Below are 19,693 nucleotides of genomic sequence, written 5' to 3' on the forward strand. Positions count from 1 at the left end.
AAGTTATATCCAGCAAACTGCAGGAGTTTTACGTATGAGTAAAAATAAAGTTAAGACCAATAATTATGCATCATCTTTTATTGGCAAACTAACTCAAGAAAATCTACATAAGAAGTTGTGCCCTATTTATTTGGCCTTGGTTGCAGTATTGCCTAGTTTGTCTTATGCGAACTTAGTTCCCGATACAAATTCAAATGCACCAACGATTTCAGAGTCAGCCAATGGAACACCAACAGTCAATATTATTAATCCAAACGATAATGGGATTTCTCACAATAAATTTGAAGACTTTAATGTTGGCCCAGATGGTTTGATTTTTAATAACAGCATACAGGATGGTGTTAGTAGTATAGGTGGTTATATAATTAAAAACGGCCAGCTACAACAAGAGGCTAGCGCTATCATTAGTGAGGTTACGGGTGCCAAGGGATCGTATTTGAATGGCACAATGGAAGTATTTGGGAAAAAAGCCGACCTTATCATTGCGAATGAAAATGGTATATCTGTCAATGGCGTTTCGACCATTAATGCCAATAATTTGACTCTCAGTACCGGTCGAGTGGAATATGGTGAAAATGGTAATGTTCAATTAAATGTTAATAGGGGTTTGATTGCAGTAGAAGGACAGGGCCTGTCTACTGAAGGATTAACCCATTTTGATATGATCAGCCGTACAGTAAAACTCGATGGTGAAGTATCTGGGAGTGCCGATATTAAAGTTGTTGCGGGCCTCAATACTTACGACACAAAAACGCGACAGCACCAGGTGCGTGATTTATCGGCTGCAGATACCCCTAAAGTTGCTATTGATGGCAGTTCATTGGGTTCCATGTATGGGGGAAAAATACAGCTAATTAGTACCGAAAGCGGTGTTGGGGTTAGACATAAAGGTAGCTTAGTCGGTAATCAGACTGTTGAGATATCGGCCGATGGTGATTTAGTGCTGACTGCCATTAGCAGCAAGTCAGGTGATGTTAATTTATCCGGCAACAATATCGATATTTCAGTTAATGAAAATACAGGTTTTGGTGGTGTCATCAGTAATGGCTCTCTAATTATTAGAGCTTTATCTCAAGTAACACTCAGCGCTGATGCCGTATCAAATAATGGCAATATTAGAATTACTGCTGATTCATTATTGCAAAATGCCGCACGTATTTTTGCAATGAGCGGTGATAGTGACAAAATAGATGTAACATCAATTTTTATTGATGTTAAGGGTGAATATGAAATAACGGGGACACTTTTCGCTCTTGATGCTTCAGGAAAAAAAATAGATAATGCGATTATCTCCCTTGTAGATGGTAATTATGTTGTATCAATTAATGGTGAAGCTATTGATTCCGCGACTATAATTTCTGATGCGGCTATTAGCAGCCAGTCAGGCAATGTTGTAGTCAATGCTAATTCATTTTTAAATCAAGGCGGTGGAGTTAATAGCCAGAACGGGACGTTAAGTTTTACCATTAACGAACTATTTGACAATGATGGTGTTGTCAATGCGAGTGGTCCGCTGAGCATTATTGCTAATAATTTACATAATAAAGGTGTTTTATATACTGATCAAAACGCAAATGTTATTGTTGGGTCTTTAGTTAATAAAGGTCTGCTACAATCTGAAAAAAACAACACTATTAAGTCAAATAGCATTCACAATAGTGGCAATATCACTGCAGCTAAAGATTTATCACTCAATGTCAGTGAGGAAATTAATAATCAAAATGGGGGTAATATACTCTCAGGTGCCAACCTGAAAATAAATAGCGACGGATTGCAAGCTGTTAATATAAATAATAACAACAGTTTAATTCAAGGTGGTGCTATTGAAATTAGTAATGCTAACACAATTACAAACAGTAATGATGCAAAACTAATCTCAGAAAACTCTATTAAGCTCAATGATATTAAAGAGTTAAATAATAAAGGTGGTTTGTCACTCATTCAAGCGAACGAGATTCAATTAACGAATGTTGATAGTATTAAAAATACGGATGAAGCAAAAATACTCGCCGCTGACCAACTATCAATTAGTCATTCGTCAGAGTTAATTAATCAGAACTCATCTATACTCTCCTCTGGTGATATTTATTTGAGTGATATAGAAACGATAAAGAATGTAGATGGATTTATTAATGCGGATGGGACTGTAAGCATAAATAACAGCACTAATTTGCTTAATATAGGAACTGGAGCGGTACAATATTCAGGTTCAGGAATAATCGCGAACAATATTGATATTCATTCTGTTAGCAATGTGGAAAATTCCGGTGGAAGTTATATTTCAGCATTGGGAGAATGGTTAAAGTTAGAACTCATTAATAGCATTATTAGTGATGAGAGTAGTGTTATAACATCAGATAATGATCTAATGATATCTAATGTAGATAATCTAAATAACAAAGGTGTTATTTACTCCGGTGCTGACATGTCTCTAGCTAATATTGGGGTTTTATCCAATGTAGGTGATGGCACGGGGAATATCGGTATTATTAATTCGGGAAGGAATTTATACGTCAGTTATGTCAGTAGTTTTATTAATTCCATTGCGGCAATTATTAATTCTGATGGTGATGCCATCTTCAAAAACATCAATAAACTAGATAATGTTAATGCGATAATTCAGGCATCAGGATTATTATCCGTAGAAGCAAAAACTATCGTAAACAGTAGCGGTAAAGGGGTATCTACTGGCGATGCTATCATTATCGGTGTCGGTGGGCTTGCAATAGAGTCAGACTCTATTTCTAACCTGAATGGCGCGACCTTATTTTCCGATGCTGATATTTCTATTAAAGCAAAAGATGTCAATAACAGTGAATCTAATATCATTGGTGATAATGTTGACATTCAAGGTGACAACTTAAATAACAGTGTCGGTTATATCTACTCAGCTAACAGCCTATTAATTAAGCTAGCCGAGTCGTTGAATAATTTATCTGGTGATATTTTTAGTGATAATAACCTCTCATTGATTCTCTCTAACGATTATCACTACAATGATGATAGTGGGGATATTAATTCTCGAGGTGAGTTCTCTATTAATACTACGGGATCCATCATTATTGATCGCATTCTGGAAAGTGCGGCAAGCATACTGCTTAACGCGGACCAGAACATTAAAATATCAAGCAATCAATCTATTTTGAGTCTTAAGGATATCATTCTTAAGGCAATTAATATTACTAACAGTAGCGGAGCTTTGATTTTCTCCTCGCAAAATATTGTTCTTGACGCTGAGAAAGGTAATTTTCTAAATGAAGATAATGCTAATGTTCTTAGTATGGGTAAAATTGATATTGTTGCGGAGAATATAAAGAATGACGGTGGTCATATTAGTTCTCAAGGCGACATGGCATTAGATGCTAAAGTTATTGATAATATTAGCAAATATGATAACCCTGGATGGGTTGCAGGCCCTGCGCAAAATGCTGTAGGTTCGCATGAATGGAAACAAGGTTTTGGAAGTTTCGCATATTATAGTGCAAGCCTGTCAGGTTCAATTCCAACGTGGATTGGCGATTTAAAATTAACGACAATGGCCGAAATCTCATCCGGCGGTAACTTAAATATTAATCAAAAGAATATTTATGCTGATAAAACAGTAAATAATACAGGTGGTATTATTCAAGCAAGCAAAGATATGACAATAACTGGAACTGTTAATAACTCACCAGAATATAATGAAATGTCAGTTTACGATTATCTGACGGAGACACTTAGCACCCCGATTACACTAGAAGTGTATAGAAAATTCATGAGTGGCAAATCTCACTATGCTGAATTTGACTCGCTATATCAATTACTGGACTTTTTCTTAGGCAATGGAAGCCCGGCCTCGATCTCTGGAAAGGAGTCCATAATACTTGATACACAGTCCAATAGCTTTAATAGCTTAAAAGAAATGGCTAAGCAGAGTGAACAATTAAACAGTATTATGAAAAGAGTGTTTGGTGATGCGTGGCTGTCAGATAGCCAAGAGAAGCTATCACAAGATTGGGCCAAAATAACGGATGCAAATAATTCGTCTTTGAAAGGTTTAAAAGATTATGGCTTGTCAGATAATAACGGTGGAATTATCGCAGGGGGTAACCTGACTCACAATGGTGGAGCATTTAACAATGGATTGTTCGATTCGAATCTCGACGCTAATAAAATAATAGTTAATATTGGTGATAAGGAGGTTGTGGTCACTCAGAATCCTTACGAAATTAATATTGGCTTGAAAACCATTGCCGAACTGACTAAAGGATTAAGTACCACAAAAACCTATACTGAACTCGCGAAAATTCAAGGGTTATTTGTTTCTAACCAGAAATGGAAAGATGTTGATTTCACTGCCAAGGTCGGGGATGGTGCCAGTAACCCTATTTATCCGTTTTATGAAACGCGAACGGAGATGATTGATCAGAGCCTTTTCTTTGGATCACAGTATTTCTTTGACCAAATTGGTTATATTCCAGAAACACCTGTTTTGGTTGTGGGCGATAATTATTTTATTAGTGAAGTTATTCGCCGTCAATTAAACGAGTCTGTTGGCACCTTTTTCAGCGTGCGCGATGGTGTTGATGGTACCGAGTTGGTTGAGAAATTAATGTCCAATGCGGCAACTGTAAATGGTGTAGAAGATTTTACCGTCGGTAAAGCGTTAACTGATGAGCAGATTGCCGGACTGGATAAAGATATCGTTTGGTTTGTAACGGAAAATATTGATGGGCACGATGTACTCACCCCTAAAATTTATTTCGCCACAACAACGTTAGAACAATTAGAAAGTGGCCGCTATGATGGTTCTGCCGTAGTCCATGCGGGCGGTAATATAGATATTGATGCATCCTCCTTTAACAATGTTAATGGCCAGGTCAGTGCCGGTGGCAATATTAATATTCAATCAGAAGGGAATATTAATAATAGTAGTGTCGGGATGAATGGCGGTATCACCTCTGGTGGAGATTTATCATTGGTCTCCAGTGGCGGTTCTATAACCAATAGTGGCGCAGCTCTTAGTGCCGGTAATGATATTACTTTACAGGCGGATAATGGTTCCATTGAGCTTACTGCCAGCCAAGGCGCTAACGTTTCCGGTAATCAAGAACTGCATTATTATGATGATGGTGTCACTGCCGGTGGCAGCATTGACATGAGTGCCAAAGATATCACTGTTAACGCTGTTGATATTGCTGCGGGAAAAGATATTAGCCTGACTTCAACTGAAGGTGATGTCACCTTCAATAATATGTATGAGGTTGAGGGTAATTATGAATACAGCCATAAGTCTACGGGGATACTAAGTCACGAATCGACAGAAACTATTAGCTCTAGCGCGACAAGTGTCGATAGTTCAGTCAACGCCGGCGGCAAGTTTACCGTTAATTCCGCGAATGATATTGTTCTCAAAGGTGGTGAATATAATGCGCAATCTGGTGAATTGAAGGCTGCTGGCGATATAGACATCCAAACATCACAAGATTACAGTTATTCTGAAACCACGGTTGAAAGTACTGACCTAAAATTTGGCGCAGGTGCGAGTGGTTTAGGGCAATCGGTAGCTTATGATATTAGCGGTCTGGATGGGGAAAGCACCAGTAGTAGCACGGGTGAACATAATAATCTTGGGTCGGATATCACCAATGCCGGGTCTAGGCCGGGTCGAGCTCCAACATCTTCCTCTGGTAATTTCCAAGCCGGGTTAGAAACCGTCACGACAGTTGATACGCAGCAAACGACGACTAATAATAATGCTTCACTTAACTTTACCGATTCTATGACATTAGAAGCGGGCAATGTGGTTGATATTGGCGGCGGTAATTTTAGCACCGAAGGGGCGTTAAATATTGTTGCCGATGAAGTTAAGTCGACAAAATATGAAGATGAAGTGATAACGACCAGTGAGGAAACCGTATCATTTTATGGCGTAAAGGGTGAAGCTCATAGTTCATTGGTTGATGCTTTTGATAAAGCCGGTAATTTGGCTGAAAAGAGCAATGACGGGCAAGAAATTAATGCCGGTTTAACGGCGCTAGAAACGGCAGGTAGTGCCTCTAACCTTATATTCAATGATTTACTTGGAGGCTCAGTCACCGCTGGATTCGATACCACCACGACCAGTAGTTCATCGACGACTAAAAGTGAAAACATTACTAATATAAATGCGGGTAATGTATCAATTACTAGTAATGGCGATACTACGTTAAAAGGTGTTGAATTATCGGCAGAAAGTGTCGCGATCACTACTGGTGGTGATTTGAATATTTTAGCCGCCGAGTCTTCAACTGAAGATTGGTCGCAAAAAGATACCCATTCTGCGGGCGTCAGTGCTGGGGCTTCCGTCGCACCGACAGGGTCTGGTGTGGGAGTATCTGTTGATTACCATGGCAGCACTTCAACCTCAACTGGCTCAAGCCATACATATACCAACTCCAACCTTAATAGCGGTGATATCAGCATTAACACTGGCGGAGATATGACTTTAGCTGGCGGTAATATTCAGTCAGAAACCGCAGACCTTAATATTACTGGCGATCTGAATGTGCAGAGTGTGCAAGACACAGTCAATAACCAGACTAATAGCAAGGAGTGGGGGGGATCAGTCGGGGTTGCTGTTGCAACCAATGGCGGCCTTATTCCAACAGTGGCAGGGAACTACGGTCAAGGTGGCGAACATTATGATTCGAAGACTACCGGGACCCAGACCGGTATTAATACCAGCGGTGAGCTGAATATCGCTACTGGAGGGGACCTCAATCTTACTGGCGCGCACATTGTCTCTGATTCCAAAACCGGAACTGTAGATGTTGCGGGCAATATTAATGCAGTCGAGTTATCAGATACTATTGATCAAGATGGTGCCTACGGTGGTGGTGGTGGCGGTATTTCTAAAACAGGCATACCGACAGTCAATGGCTATTACAACACGGTAGAAAAAGTTGAATATCAGGAAGATCAAAAAGCGACAATCGATGTTGGTAATATTAACGGAAATGTACAAGGTGAATTGAATACCGATGGTGAAACACTTTCTCAAGTGAATGTGGATAAAGTGACCGCATCAAATAGTATTTCATTTACTGCTGGCAGTTTATCGAGTTCAAATAAACCGGCAAAAAATAGCAATACATCCAAACCATCGAAAACCACTGCGGCGCAAACCGACAAACCGACACCGCCGAAAACCAAGCCGGTAGAAACGGACAAACCGACACCGCCGAAAACCAAGCCGGCAGAAACCGATAAACCGACACCGCCGAAAACCAAGCCGGTAGAAACGGACAAACCGACACCGCCGAAAACCAAACCGGTAGAAACGGATAAACCGACACCGCCGAAAACCAAACCGGTAGAAACGGATAAACCGACACCGCCGAAAACCAAGCCGGCAGAAACGGATAAACCGACACCGCCGAAAACCAAGCCGGTAGAAACGGATAAACCGACACCGCCGAAAACCAAGCCGGTAGAAACGGATAAACCGACACCGCCGAAAAGCAAGCCGGCAGAAACGGATAAACCGACACCGCCGAAAACCAAGCCGGTAGAAACGGATAAACCGACAGCACCAAAGAATCGTCCATCAAAACCAGTGAAAGGAGAGGAGAGGCCAAATCATATGAGCCCTAGTTATCCGGGCTCTAAATTGGGGGGTGATTTCAAAGGTCATTTACCTAAAGATGATAAAAACTCTTCTCAGTGGATCAAAAAAACCACCACAGGAGCTGAACCAATATCCTACCCTAAACCATCCGAGATTCGGCAGCCTACAGCGCCGTCTAAAACACCAGTGTCTTCGGTTAAATCACCGGTAGAAAGCAATCCAAATCATATAAGCCCAAGTTACCCAGGCTCGAAACAGGATGGCAGTTTTATTGGCAATTTACCTAAAGATGATGGTACATCGTCAGGTTGGATCAAACACCCGACAACTGATTCGTCCAAACGATAGCTTAGACTAGGTTTATCGAGATAATACTAATAACAGGCTGTCATTACTTGGCAGCCGGTTATTTATTCTCCATTCTTTCTACTGCTGCTGAGTTTTAACGCAATGGCGATAGTTCGGTATATAAAAGCCGAACAAATTTCACCTACTTAACTATAAGGGAATGTACAATCATCGGAACGAGATGAAAATAGAATATTTATGAAAAACACACTCGCCGTTATTTCAAGTTGTGGTGAGAATCCTAGTTCGTCGTTGTTCCATCCGAGTCAGATTAACCTTTGTGACGAACTGCTAATTCTTGGTAGATTTGCCATCGCAATGTTCTCTTTTATTGATTATTATTGCTGACTATCTATAATAAATTTTTGATACGTATCATTGGAAATAATTGGCATGAGTAAATGTTATACTATAAATGATAATATTACATTTTACCCTGAAAGTGGTATCCTTTCATCCTCTTCGGGGGCTCGCATTAAGATCAACGTGCCAACAGCACAATTACTAGAGGCATTTGTTAATAGAGTTGGTTTGATCATATCGCAAAGTGATTTGTATTCAATTGCTTGGGGTGACAATGGTGTGAATGTCACACCGAACACTCTGTATCAGAACATTTCATTGTTACGTAAGGCATTGCAAGATATCGGGTTATCTGGTGAAACCATCACGACTGTCAGAGGAAAAGGTTTTATCTTTACGGTCACTCAAGTTGCAGAATGCGAAGTCAATATTGATCCTGAAGATGAGGTCGCTGAAGTTATTCTCGAGAATAGTGCCCCTGAGCAACAAGATGAAAAGTCAGCAACCAAAAATAGCTATAAAATATATAATATAGTATTGCTGTTTGCATTGGTATTAATTTTCTTTGGCGCTGTATTTTATTTTATTCATAAAAGTATTCCTAAACGTATACTTGATTATCCTAAAAACTTCACCTTTTTATCAAAAATTGATGGGTGCAGTATCTTCACCAGCACTGAATTACATAACTTAGAAAATCAGGAGAAAGTCAATGCGTTTCTCAGTGCCCAATCATTAGAATGTAATACTTACCCCTACATTTACTTAAACCATACAATAAGACACCCTACAATATCAGTCATTTCTTGTGAGTTTGAAGTTAACTACAGTAAGAAGAATAATTGTAGAACTGAAATATTCATTAATCATGGTGGTTTTAATGAAGTTAAATACTAAATACATACTACTGATTTTCATATCAGTCATCATGATTGTTTCCGCTATTGCTTATGCTTACTTTTTAGTGGATAACAACAATAAAAAACTAAATTGCCATGGCTTGCATTATACATATAGTAAAGATTTTAACATAAAGTCCAACATTGAAATAAACCTATATAACAAAAATGGTTATATGATAATAAACGGAATTGTGACTAACAATAACATACCATATCAATTAACCAGGAAGACACTATTTAATATCTCTGATGTTGATAATAAAACCATTCTGACTTTTACTGGTATTGAAATTAGTCTTTCAGACGAAGTGAGCCGAACTAATCTTGAGCAGATGCTACCTAACTTTATGTCTCAAATCGGGAGTAACCTCTTAATTTCCATTTATAGAGTTAACGATAATAACTATATTATTGAGTCTAATGGCGTGGCAAGTTTTCTGTGCAATAAGGATTAGTTTATTGGCTACTCTGCTTAAACGTCACCGTGATTTTGACTATGACAAACTGTGATATTTAAGCATTTTTTCTAGATTCCATGCCTTTATTTGTTCTTTTTAAGGTTATATTCATTATTCTGAATATTAACCAAGTCTTAACTGGGCTAAATTTCGCTCAACTAAAGCCCATCCGCCTCCCACAGTTGCTGTAAAATCCCCATAAAAAAACCACATAATTTATTTTTATTTCAATGGGTTATGCTGTTCTTGAAGCGCTTTGATATGGCCCTATCTGCATAATTTCATTAATTAATTTTTATTAAGACCTTATGATTTATATTGTTATTTAGCTTGTGTTTTAATTGTCGTCCTAATTTTTTAGAGTCTATTTTTATGCGCTGCATGATAACTATATCTGACCACGATAAATTTTTTTCGCATGGGTTGTATCATATATTTAAAAACCACCTTAAGGCTTGTTTATTGGTTAAGGCTACCAACCTGGGCAATGAAACTGATGATGACTTTATCACTATATCCTTTTTTGAGGATGTCAGTGTGATTCTCAAAATTAGGGAAAAAAAACATATGGTAAAAGAACTGGTTTCAGAAGTTGTACTTTTTAGGAGTGACAGTAGTCATCAATTAATCCGTAAAGTTGAATCTGTAATCGCCAAAATGAAAAAGCATGGTCACCAGTATAGTGCCCCCAATAATAGTCATGAAACTATTCAATTAACGCCAACTCAAATAAAAATTTGCAAATTTTTTTATAATGGGATTACCACGAAGACAGCGGCTATATTGTTGAATCTAAGTGAGAAAACCATTAGCACTCACAAACGAAATGTTATGAGGAAGATAAATGTTATGAATAATCAAGATTTTTACCGGTGGATTAAAAAGAATAAGAATCACTATTTTTAAATGGAAGTGAGAATAAGTTAACTTCAAACAATAAGGTTTTACTTTGATAAACGATGTTGCTCTTTCGAATAAAATTCATCTGATATTAAAAATAATGCTGTCTATCGTATTTGTTTTTTTGCTTTCATTTTTACTGCTAAAATTTAGACATGATAAAATTGATATTATTAATTGTAATGCGAATCTTACCATTCATAGAGAAGAATTGGGGCTCACAACAAAACTTATGGTCGAGTTTTCCATGAATAATAAAAATGGAATTGTCTATATTGATGGTGTTGTTTATAAAAACCATGAAAAAGTAGGCACGGTAAGTCGTAGAACTTTTTTTGATGTCACCGAGGTTAATGATGATTTGTTATTAACATCGAAAAAAAACTGGGTGACTGAAACGAATAATGTGAGTGAGTCTTTATTTGCAGATCTGATGCTATCTAAATTTTATTTCGTCGATGGTCATCCTATGGCGGCTTTCTTCACTAAAAGTCGTAACGGAAGTTATTATATTTCGACTCGAACAATGCCCCATGTGTACTGCTCTGAACGCTAGAGTTAGACTTTTAACAATAGTGATCAATTATCATACTGAGGGTATAATTGCTGGTTAGCCTGCGGTGAGTAACCCGTCAGCGCGCACTCTTCATTGCGGCATACTGATTATATCCCTTGGGAGGGATGGTCATGTGTCAGCGCCATTATCTGTTAATTGTCTTTATACCGATCAGGCTCCGCCTGTATAAAAAGCCGCTGTCTGGCATACCTGCAATGCATCCACTGTGTATTCAGGAATACACAGTGGCGGTGAGCTTAATGAGTATCAGTGGGCTTGACCAAAGCGAGTATCGCGGCTAAATGTTGCCGTTGCTGTTCAGTGATTTCAGTGCTGGCCGAATAGCCCTCATTGTGAATAATCATTTGCCCTAAACCCACTAGCCAGTCATAAATATAAAATGCGGTATTATTCGTCGGTGTGAGGGCCAGTTTAGTCAGGCGCTGAGATGCCCCCAAAGGAGAGGTTGATGTGGGCGGTTGAGCAAAAATTTTATAGCCGCGATTAATTCGGCTGTCTGGCCGCTGGGCTTCAGTGATTTGCAAGAATCCCAACCAGGCAGTGAAATCTCCCAATACGGTCAGGGCGCGCGACACTTGGCGCTCAGCTTTAATATCACGATGCAAACCCACTTGCTCATTATCGGCCAATATTGTGACCAATTGCCCGGTGATATCCAATCTGATGCTGGCGGTGATTAACTCAGCCACCAGTAACTCAAGAGTGGGTTTGGTGATGCCCAATAGCGCAATGAGTGGGCTGTTATCCGGTAGCTGCCGCAGGTGATTAACCCAGTAACGTTGCACATTGGCGGCATACTGCGCCTCATAATCGCCGCCGGTGGCGATTGCCTGCGCGCCTGGCCGCGCTGGAGATAAAGGTTGGTCGCTAAATAAGTCGATATCAACCCCAATACTGAATGACTCATTATTATTTATCGCCGTGGCAGCGGTTATCTCCACCGCCCGATTTGGCTGCTGCAAATAGAGGGCGCGCAACTCATCACGCGACGGTAATAAGCGCTCTAACAGCTCGCCATGCAGGCCGGTGCGGGTTTGTAATGCTTTGAGTAGCGTTTCGGCGATGCGCTGTTTTTGCTGTAATTCATGACTGCCAGGCTGAGCCCAGCCCGCCAGCACATTGTCAGTCAGATCACGTTGTAGCTCACTCAGTTGTTCAGCTATCCGTTCCGCCTTAATATCACGGCGAATTTCTTGGCTCAGATAAGTCACCATGCGCTCAATACCCCGCGCATCTAGTGCCAGCAAGCTGCCCCAGCTATCACCGGGGTGGCCGACATAGCGCTGTACCGCTTCGTCATGGTTTTTCGCGCCAGCTGAAGTTATCCGCTGGTCAAAAGGTGTCAACGCCCAGATAAGCCCCGGATTGCGCCGTGAGCGCACCGGGGTATTTTCGCCCTGAGACTGTTTAACCCAATAATGGAGGGCTTTGCCCACGGTTTTGACATCGGCACGGCTGCTGGCGGCATTGCACACCAACAACAAGTTTATTTGTTGCTGCTCGGTATAGCGCTCAAGTAAATAGGCATTCTTGGCCAGTGATAATGACGAGGCCAATGCATATGGCGCAGGCTCAAGGGGCGTCGGGCTTGTGAACACGTCGCTAAAATTGGGAAAGTCCAATAAATCAGTGGCTGCAAAGGCATTTTCTGCCGCAGATTTGGGCAGGGGGATCTGTAACTCAACCGACAGGAGAGTTAACTCCGCCAGTGACACTGTCACGGGGGCGCCGACCTGGCTGTCTTTCAGCGGCAGCACTTGTATCTGGCTATCCGCCGCGGTGTTGAGATAGTTAAGTGCGGTAACATTCATGATGCCATTAGCCGGCAGCAACATATCATCAACTAACAAGCTAAGCGGGGCCAGCAATCGCGATGCGCCAGTTAAGTGCTGCAAAGTATAGGCAAAATGGCGATAAGCATCCGTCAGTGGCGCCGACTCTGCCCACAAAAGTGAGAATAAAATAGCACGGTCATCAATGGTTAAATAAGGGGCCAATTCCACCGCGATAGGCCAGAAATGCGCCGCCAAATACTTTTGGCGCACGGCGTCATGGCGCACTAAATAATCCCAAAGACTGATGACATCATCACTGGTGACTCCGGCCATGGCCAGCGGCTGCTTGCGCATCACCAATTGTTGTAGATGCTCGGCAATATGCTGCTCATCCAGTGAATGCTGACGGATGTCTGGCGGATTATCCTGTAGATAGGCACCCGCCACGATTTTAGCCATATCCACTTCATTGAGCAGCGCCAGCTGTACCGGATGGCTGGCGTGATTTATCGCCGTTTGATGACTAAAACGGACCACCAACCCACAGGATTGATAGCCAGGTTTGATCTGCTGCCAGAAATTGAGGGTTTTTCCCGCCAGCGTGGTGGTCAATTGCCCATATTCATCAGCAATCAAGGCCGCAATCAGATGCTGTTTTCCGCCTGAGGATTGCCCGATAAAACCGATACCCATCGGGGCTAACGCCATCTCAGACAAATAGCGCGCTTGGTGACGATGACGGCGCAGCTTGACCAGCAATGGGTCGGCTTCGGTATCCAGACGGACGGCATGCTGGCGGGTATGGTTAATCCAATCAATCGCTTGATCAATACCTTGAGTCACTTGTTGCAGCTGGTCATTAAGCTGGCGGTGAGTTAATGATGTCATTTTTTAAATACACTCCCACTATCAATCCAATAATGGGTTGATGCTGAACCATTGCTGGCTAATGTGTTTAGTTTGAGACGCAAATGATGCAATGGCACACGGCTGCCATCTTGCAGCACGGCATCCGCTATCTCAAAACGTGCCGGGCGACTGTGTTTATCCATGACGGTTTTATCATTAGCCAGCTTAACCGTACTGGCCAGTTTCAATCTGACATGCAACGCACTGTCACCGGCGACTTTTCGTGCCAGTTCTTGATCCACAATCGACAAAGTATAAAGGGGAGATGCTGGCCAGCGGTCATTATCAAGCTGGCGGAATCCTAAGCATAATGTTCCTCTTACCTGAAAACGCGTATCGGCTGGCAGGGTGAAATCAGCGCCGTCCAGATCAATATCACGGTAATAAACATGGTCATCAGTCAGGGTCTCGCGGCTGTCTAACATCCCGAGATAGCGTATGGTCGAATAGGGCTGAAAATCACCGGCTTTAAAGTAAAAACCGGCTAGGCGTAAATCCAGTGACAATAAACACAGCATCGCCCCTACTGCGGCCGTCGATTTAGGATTATCAATTCGCCCTTGTTGATTAAAAGGATACCAATCGCTGGTATGGTATCCATCCAAAGAGATAATACGGTTATTGGGCAGCGGTTGCAGATGGCGGAATAATGCTTGAATCCCCGGGAAGCGCGAAGGGCGGCCGGTTAATAACAGCACATCACAGTGATAAAGTGACACCACTTCGGACAGCGAGCGCAGGTTTTGCGTAATACTCATGCGGTGAGATAAAAACTCGCCGTGTAATTGACTTAATTTCAACACCAATGGCACGTGCAAAATATCAAATTCACCCGCCTCGGCGGGCAATTCGCGTTGGATTTCACTGTTGATATATTCCAATACTTTTGCCGTGGGGCGCTGGGATAATAACTCAGCGAAACTGGCGTCTATTTCTGCGCTAATATCCAGTGGGTCAAAACGTTCATAGGCGGCAAGAATGGCGTGTCCTATGGGCATAAATATCTGTAGCGTGGTTTGCTGGCGCAGTGCTGATTGACCATCCATTCGGCCATCATTGCCGAACAATTTATCCATCAGAATATCAGTATTGGCCACCGCCGCTTTTTTAAGCCAGGCCTGCAACGCGGGTAAAATATAAAGCTGGATAACATCGAGCAATATATCATCGCCTGCGACTTTAAACCCTTCGCGAAATAGCAGGCGAGGGCTGATTTTGACATTATTCCCCATGCCATCATCCAGCCAATATTGCGTGATAGCCAAATCTGTTGTGCCGCCGCCAATATCAATTGAAGCAATACGCAAGGTTTTCCCGGCAGTTTCTCCGGCATCGAGTTGTTTGTCCGGCCGCGCCATACTGGCAAAAAAAGCGGCAGTTCGGCCACCAAAGTTAACTTGCGTTTCGTTATACAGATAAACCATCTGACCACAGGTGGCCTCGTCCCACTCCATTTGGACGCTAGGGACGGGCACCTGGCTTTTAGCGCGGTCGGCTTCAGAGACAAAGTTATCATCAGTCGGATGCCAACCCATTGATTTCCAGACCAGAGCAATAGCTTCATTCATCCGCTGGCGGAAAATATCGCGCTCGGGTTTTGGCATTGCGGACGGCAAAGTCAGAATAATGGCCCGTAATTGCCGTGGGGCGTTGGCATGGGTCATTTTCAAGCGCTGGGCCGCACTGTTAATCTGCATCAGCGCCTGGGCTAACAGCTCAGAGAGCATAAATGTCATTAATGAACTGCGGCTATAATGCGGCGAAAATACCGGCAATCGCTCATCCACCGGCAGGCTATACAGCGGCTGGCCTTCATCATTGACCAGATTTGTCAGCGGCGATGCCGTGGCGAGCGGCTCCGGTGTCGCTGGGTTTGCGCTGCCATTAAAGCGCCAACCAGGGGGATACATTTCTTCATCCCACAGATAACGACGTGGGCTGGAGATACCGGTCGCCCCCTCGCTCCCCAAGCGGTGTAACGCCATGCGGCTGGCTTCACGGCCAACGCGGATAATTGATGGCCAGATAAAGGCATCATCACGGCCGCTTTCAACGGAAAAGTTCTGCTTGCCGAATTTCGCGGCGGCGAACTCAACCCGGCTATCAAATAATTCGTTATAGAGATAGTGAGGCTCGCTCAAATCGCGAATTTGCAATTCATAGGTTTGTTTAAGACCATGACTTTCATCGCTGCTGTCTTCCACCAAAATACCGCAGGTATGTGAGTTCCCGACATCCAGAATAAGGTCAACATTCACTGCTGGCTCTTGCAATGTACTGGTCTTGATTTTGATTTCAGGTACACCCACTTGGCTGCCCAGTAATTCCAGCACATTAAGATAGTGGGCTTGATATTCAAATTCGCGCAGTGAAGCACTAATATGGCGCGCGGTGCGCTCTTCCTGCTCGCCAGCTTGCTGAATAAAGACTTCCCGCAGCCAACCATCCACCCAAGTCAAATCAAGAAACTCAGCTAATTCTTCATTGTGGTAGGCCAAGGCGAAACTTAATCCGCTTTTGATGTCATTTTCATTCGGGGCCAAATATTCGTTGGCATGACCCTCAGCATAAACTTGAGTGTCAAAGGCCAACGTGACTCGCAAAGTATTGCCATCTTGGTCTGGGTTATCCAACACTAAAATTTGCACTCTGGCCCAATTATCTGGCCCATTGACGAAGGAGCGCGGTGGATTAAAACGCAGAAAAGGCAAGGGCAGCCAAATCTTATTCAGCAGCTTCAGGGATTGCGCCAAGGGAAAACTAAATTCCGGTTTAACAATCTCTGGGGCCGCTCCGGGCACCAAGAGCGAATATTTACCATTATGTTGCTGGTAATTGAGGCGCAATAGCGGGCCATTGGCACTTTTGCGCACAAATTTATTCGCCAGCTCGGCATCTAATTGCGGTGTTAATGCAAAGTCCAGAAACTGAATGCCACTATTCTGAATCAGGGTGATGCTCTGTTTATAATCAGTGATCGTTGCCAGCATAATATTATTTACTCTCACGCTTCATCGTCATGGGAAGTGTTGTATTGGCATCGTAGCGGCCTTTGCAATCAGCAATACCGCTAACGCCTTGCTTACAGACGATCTCTGGCATTTGATATTTTGAACCATCACTGCACTGTGCTCGATAGCGGCTGTTAATCACCAAATTGCCCGATTTCATTAGCCCGGCGGTAATATTGGCCTGGCAGGTAACATTGTCACCATGGGTAATTTTGACCGTGCCTTTACCCTGTTTAATCTGATATTTCAGGCTCGGGGCTCTCCCGGTTTGGGCGGCTTTAATATCCGGGCTGACGCGCCAATGGCCATTAAGGAATGTGGTTGACCCCACTTTTACCGCATCGGGCGGCAGTATTAGCGCACTTTTCAGCTGTGTTGCGCTGAGCTCGACAACCGGTTCGGCGACGGCCGGGGTGGGTGGTGTGACGGTGGCGTTATCCAATGGCAGTTGCGGCGCAATGGTGGGCGGTATAATTTTGCGGGCCGGGCGGCTCAGCACTGGCGCGGTTTCTGGCCCCGCTGGGGCAGGCTCGGCCTTATTCTCAGCCGCCGGTTTCGGCTCGGGAGCCGCCAGCGCGGTTTCTGGCATGCCCCCACTGAACTGCACGATTAAGGCGATGATCAAGGCCAGCGCCGGCAATATCCAGCTTAATCGCCACCATCGGGCTCTGGGCTTTTCTGTGCTGAGTGGCGCGGCTGAGGTTATCACCGTCGTGACGGGTATTGCAGGGGCAATGTCGGCTTGTGGTGCCGGTTCCACCGCGGCGGTGACGGGGGCTAGCGCTGGCGCACTCAGGGGGGTGAAAGTCGGCTCAATAGCTTCAGCGGTTTGTCGTAAACAATCAAGTGGGTCACTGCGCGTTTTTTGATCCTGACTGACAAAGCCCCAGAAGGTCAGTACCGGCTTGCCAGCCACGAGGTAGACATGATTCTGGTCGGGAAACTGCATGGCTTTAGCCAGCAACACCCCTAATAACCGCTGGGCGGCGTTATCTGATTCTTGCGCGCGCTGACATAATTCATTGGCACTGGACAGGCAGGCAGACAGTTGCTTTATGGCGGATTTTCGCTCTGTGGTGCTGGCCGCCAGCCATGAGGTCACTTTCCCCGCAATCGGGGTATACCAGTCAATGCGGTCTCCTTGCTCATTGAGCTGAGGAATGGCCAGACAATCCGCGATATGTTGCTGTTGCTTCAGGCGCAATGCCTCTCTAATCTGCAGTGCGCAAGCATAAACCGGTTGCCCGTTCTCGCCCAACGCCAGAATATCGTCCAAACTACCACTGCGTAAAAATGATTTCGCCACGCAAAAGAGACCTTTTCAAAGCAGAAAATAAAGTGTTATCTGCGACAGTGACTATTTTAATGTTAATAAGAGTGAATCAAACGCGGGAATAAGTGCCAAAATGGTACGTTGTTTATTTGCTATTCACCGCCTTACACGTATTGAAAGGAGATACCTTGAATCAATCACAAGCGACCCCCCATCTCTCGGCCGTTGCGGCGATAGAAAAACTGGAAGCATTATACGAGGCGGCGCTCACGGCCTTGCGTGATGCTATCAGTGCTTATATTCGGGACGGTGCGTTGCCGGATGTGGGTGACCGGGCGAAAGGCTTATTCTCGTATCCACAGCTCAGTGTCAGTTGGGATGGCCGTTTTCGTGACCATCAGCGCACGCGTGCTTACGGGCGTTTCGCACGCACCGGCCAATACAGCACCACCATTACCCGGCCCGCATTATTTAGCGAATATCTTACCGAGCAACTGACCTTGCTTGAAACGGAGTATGGTGCGGTGTTCGAAGTGACACCGTCACAGCAAGAAATGCCGTATCCCTTTGTTATTGATGGCTCCGACCTGATTCTTGACCGCTCGATGACCGCCGGGCTGGCCCAGCATTTCCCGACCACTGATCTGGCCAAAATCGGCGATGACATCACTGACGGCATTGATATTGCCGGTGCTGATTTCCCGCTCTCGCATTTTGATGCATTGCGCACGGATTTTTCACTGGCCCGGCTTAAACACTATACCGGCACGCCAGCTGAACATATTCAGCCCTATATTTTGTTTACCAATTACAGCCGCTATGTTGATGAGTTTGTCAGTTGGGCCTGCGAGCAAATCCTTGACCCTGCCAGCCCTTACACCGCCTTATCTTGCGCCGGTGGCAGCTATATAACCGCGGACAATGCGGATCCAGAGAAGACCACATCGGATCTGGCGTGGAAAAAACACCAAATGCCGGCTTACCATCTCATCGCCGAGAGCGGGCACGGTATTACGCTGGTGAATATTGGGGTTGGCCCATCCAATGCCAAAACTATTTGTGACCATCTGGCGGTGCTGCGGCCGCACGCGTGGTTGATGATAGGGCATTGTGGCGGTTTGCGTGAAAGTCAGGCGATTGGCGATTATGTATTGGCGCATGCTTATTTACGCGATGACCATGTGTTGGATGCGGTGCTGCCGCCGGATATCCCGATCCCGAGCATTGCTGAGGTCCAGCGCGCGTTATATGACGCCACCAAAGCCGTGAGTGGCATGCCGGGCGTGGAAGTTAAACAGCGGTTGCGTACCGGAACCGTGGTCACGTCCGACGATCGTAACTGGGAATTGCGTTTTTCTGCCTCCGCCCGGCGTTTTAGCCTCAGTCGCGCGGTGGCCGTTGATATGGAAAGCGCCACTATTGCGGCACAGGGTTATCGATTCAGAGTGCCTTACGGCACATTACTGTGTGTTTCAGATAAACCATTGCATGGCGAAATAAAACTGCCGGGGCAAGCCAACCATTTCTATGAAGGCGCAATTTCCGAACATTTACAGATTGGTATTCGGGCGATAGATTTACTGCGTGCGGAAGGTGACCAACTGCATTCACGTAAATTACGCACCTTTAACGAGCCGCCGTTCCGTTAA

At 44.0% G+C, this 19,693-nt stretch carries 9 protein-coding genes; 6 read left to right on the forward strand and 3 right to left on the reverse strand.

Features of this window, described 5'->3' with window-relative positions:
- Window positions 1-34: 34 nt before the first annotated feature.
- The 5 genes from D5F51_RS08600 (at window position 35) to D5F51_RS08620 (ending at window position 11,055) form a co-directional block, all read left to right on the forward strand.
- Entirely contained in the window at window positions 35-7,936 is a 7,902-nt protein-coding gene (locus D5F51_RS08600; protein WP_129196169.1) for a two-partner secretion domain-containing protein, read from the forward strand.
- A gap of 393 nt (window positions 7,937-8,329) precedes the next feature.
- Window positions 8,330-9,136 carry a winged helix-turn-helix domain-containing protein gene (locus D5F51_RS08605; RefSeq protein ID WP_129196171.1) on the forward strand — a complete coding sequence of 269 codons (807 nt, stop codon included), beginning with the start codon at window positions 8,330-8,332 and terminating at the stop codon, window positions 9,134-9,136.
- Window positions 9,120-9,596, forward strand: a complete 477-nt coding sequence (locus tag D5F51_RS08610) for a hypothetical protein (protein ID WP_245994917.1) — start codon at window positions 9,120-9,122, stop codon at window positions 9,594-9,596. The genes D5F51_RS08605 and D5F51_RS08610 overlap by 17 nt, the downstream gene beginning before the upstream one ends.
- A gap of 465 nt (window positions 9,597-10,061) precedes the next feature.
- On the forward strand, window positions 10,062-10,505 hold the full coding sequence (locus D5F51_RS08615) for a helix-turn-helix transcriptional regulator (protein WP_162301714.1): 444 nt from the start codon (window positions 10,062-10,064) through the stop codon (window positions 10,503-10,505).
- Between the two features lie 241 nt (window positions 10,506-10,746).
- Window positions 10,747-11,055 (forward strand): hypothetical protein, encoded by a 309-nt coding sequence (locus D5F51_RS08620; protein WP_129196175.1) that lies wholly within the window; start codon window positions 10,747-10,749, stop codon window positions 11,053-11,055.
- Window positions 11,056-11,312: 257 nt separating this feature from the next.
- Here D5F51_RS08620 and D5F51_RS08625 read toward each other — a convergent pair whose 3' ends face one another.
- The 3 genes from D5F51_RS08625 to D5F51_RS08635 are packed head-to-tail and all read right to left on the reverse strand — an operon-like array spanning window position 11,313 to window position 18,077.
- Window positions 11,313-13,739, reverse strand: a complete 2,427-nt coding sequence (locus D5F51_RS08625; RefSeq protein ID WP_129196177.1) for a putative virulence factor — start codon at window positions 13,737-13,739, stop codon at window positions 11,313-11,315.
- Window positions 13,736-16,750: a virulence factor SrfB gene (locus D5F51_RS08630; RefSeq protein WP_129196179.1), complete on the reverse strand. Its 3,015-nt coding sequence runs from the start codon at window positions 16,748-16,750 to the stop codon at window positions 13,736-13,738. Before D5F51_RS08630 ends, D5F51_RS08625 begins: the two co-directional genes overlap by 4 nt.
- Window positions 16,751-16,754: 4 nt before the next feature.
- Entirely contained in the window at window positions 16,755-18,077 is a 1,323-nt protein-coding gene (locus tag D5F51_RS08635; RefSeq protein ID WP_162301715.1) for an SrfA family protein, read from the reverse strand.
- A 155-nt stretch (window positions 18,078-18,232) separates the two neighbouring features.
- Here D5F51_RS08635 and D5F51_RS08640 point away from each other — a divergent pair, with 155 nt between their 5' ends.
- Entirely contained in the window at window positions 18,233-19,693 is a 1,461-nt protein-coding gene (locus tag D5F51_RS08640) for an AMP nucleosidase (RefSeq protein ID WP_129196181.1), read from the forward strand.

Source organism: Yersinia hibernica (assembly GCF_004124235.1).
GTDB lineage: Bacteria > Pseudomonadota > Gammaproteobacteria > Enterobacterales > Enterobacteriaceae > Yersinia > Yersinia hibernica.

Coding starts and splice junctions, on each gene's coding strand:
- D5F51_RS08600 (WP_129196169.1), top strand. CDS start 35: ATGAGTAAAAATAAAGTTAAGACCAATAATTATGCATCATCTTTTATT.
- D5F51_RS08605 (WP_129196171.1), top strand. CDS start 8,330: ATGAGTAAATGTTATACTATAAATGATAATATTACATTTTACCCTGAA.
- D5F51_RS08610 (WP_245994917.1), top strand. CDS start 9,120: ATGAAGTTAAATACTAAATACATACTACTGATTTTCATATCAGTCATC.
- D5F51_RS08620 (WP_129196175.1), top strand. CDS start 10,747: ATGAATAATAAAAATGGAATTGTCTATATTGATGGTGTTGTTTATAAA.
- D5F51_RS08625 (WP_129196177.1), bottom strand. CDS start 13,739: ATGACATCATTAACTCACCGCCAGCTTAATGACCAGCTGCAACAAGTG.
- D5F51_RS08630 (WP_129196179.1), bottom strand. CDS start 16,750: ATGCTGGCAACGATCACTGATTATAAACAGAGCATCACCCTGATTCAG.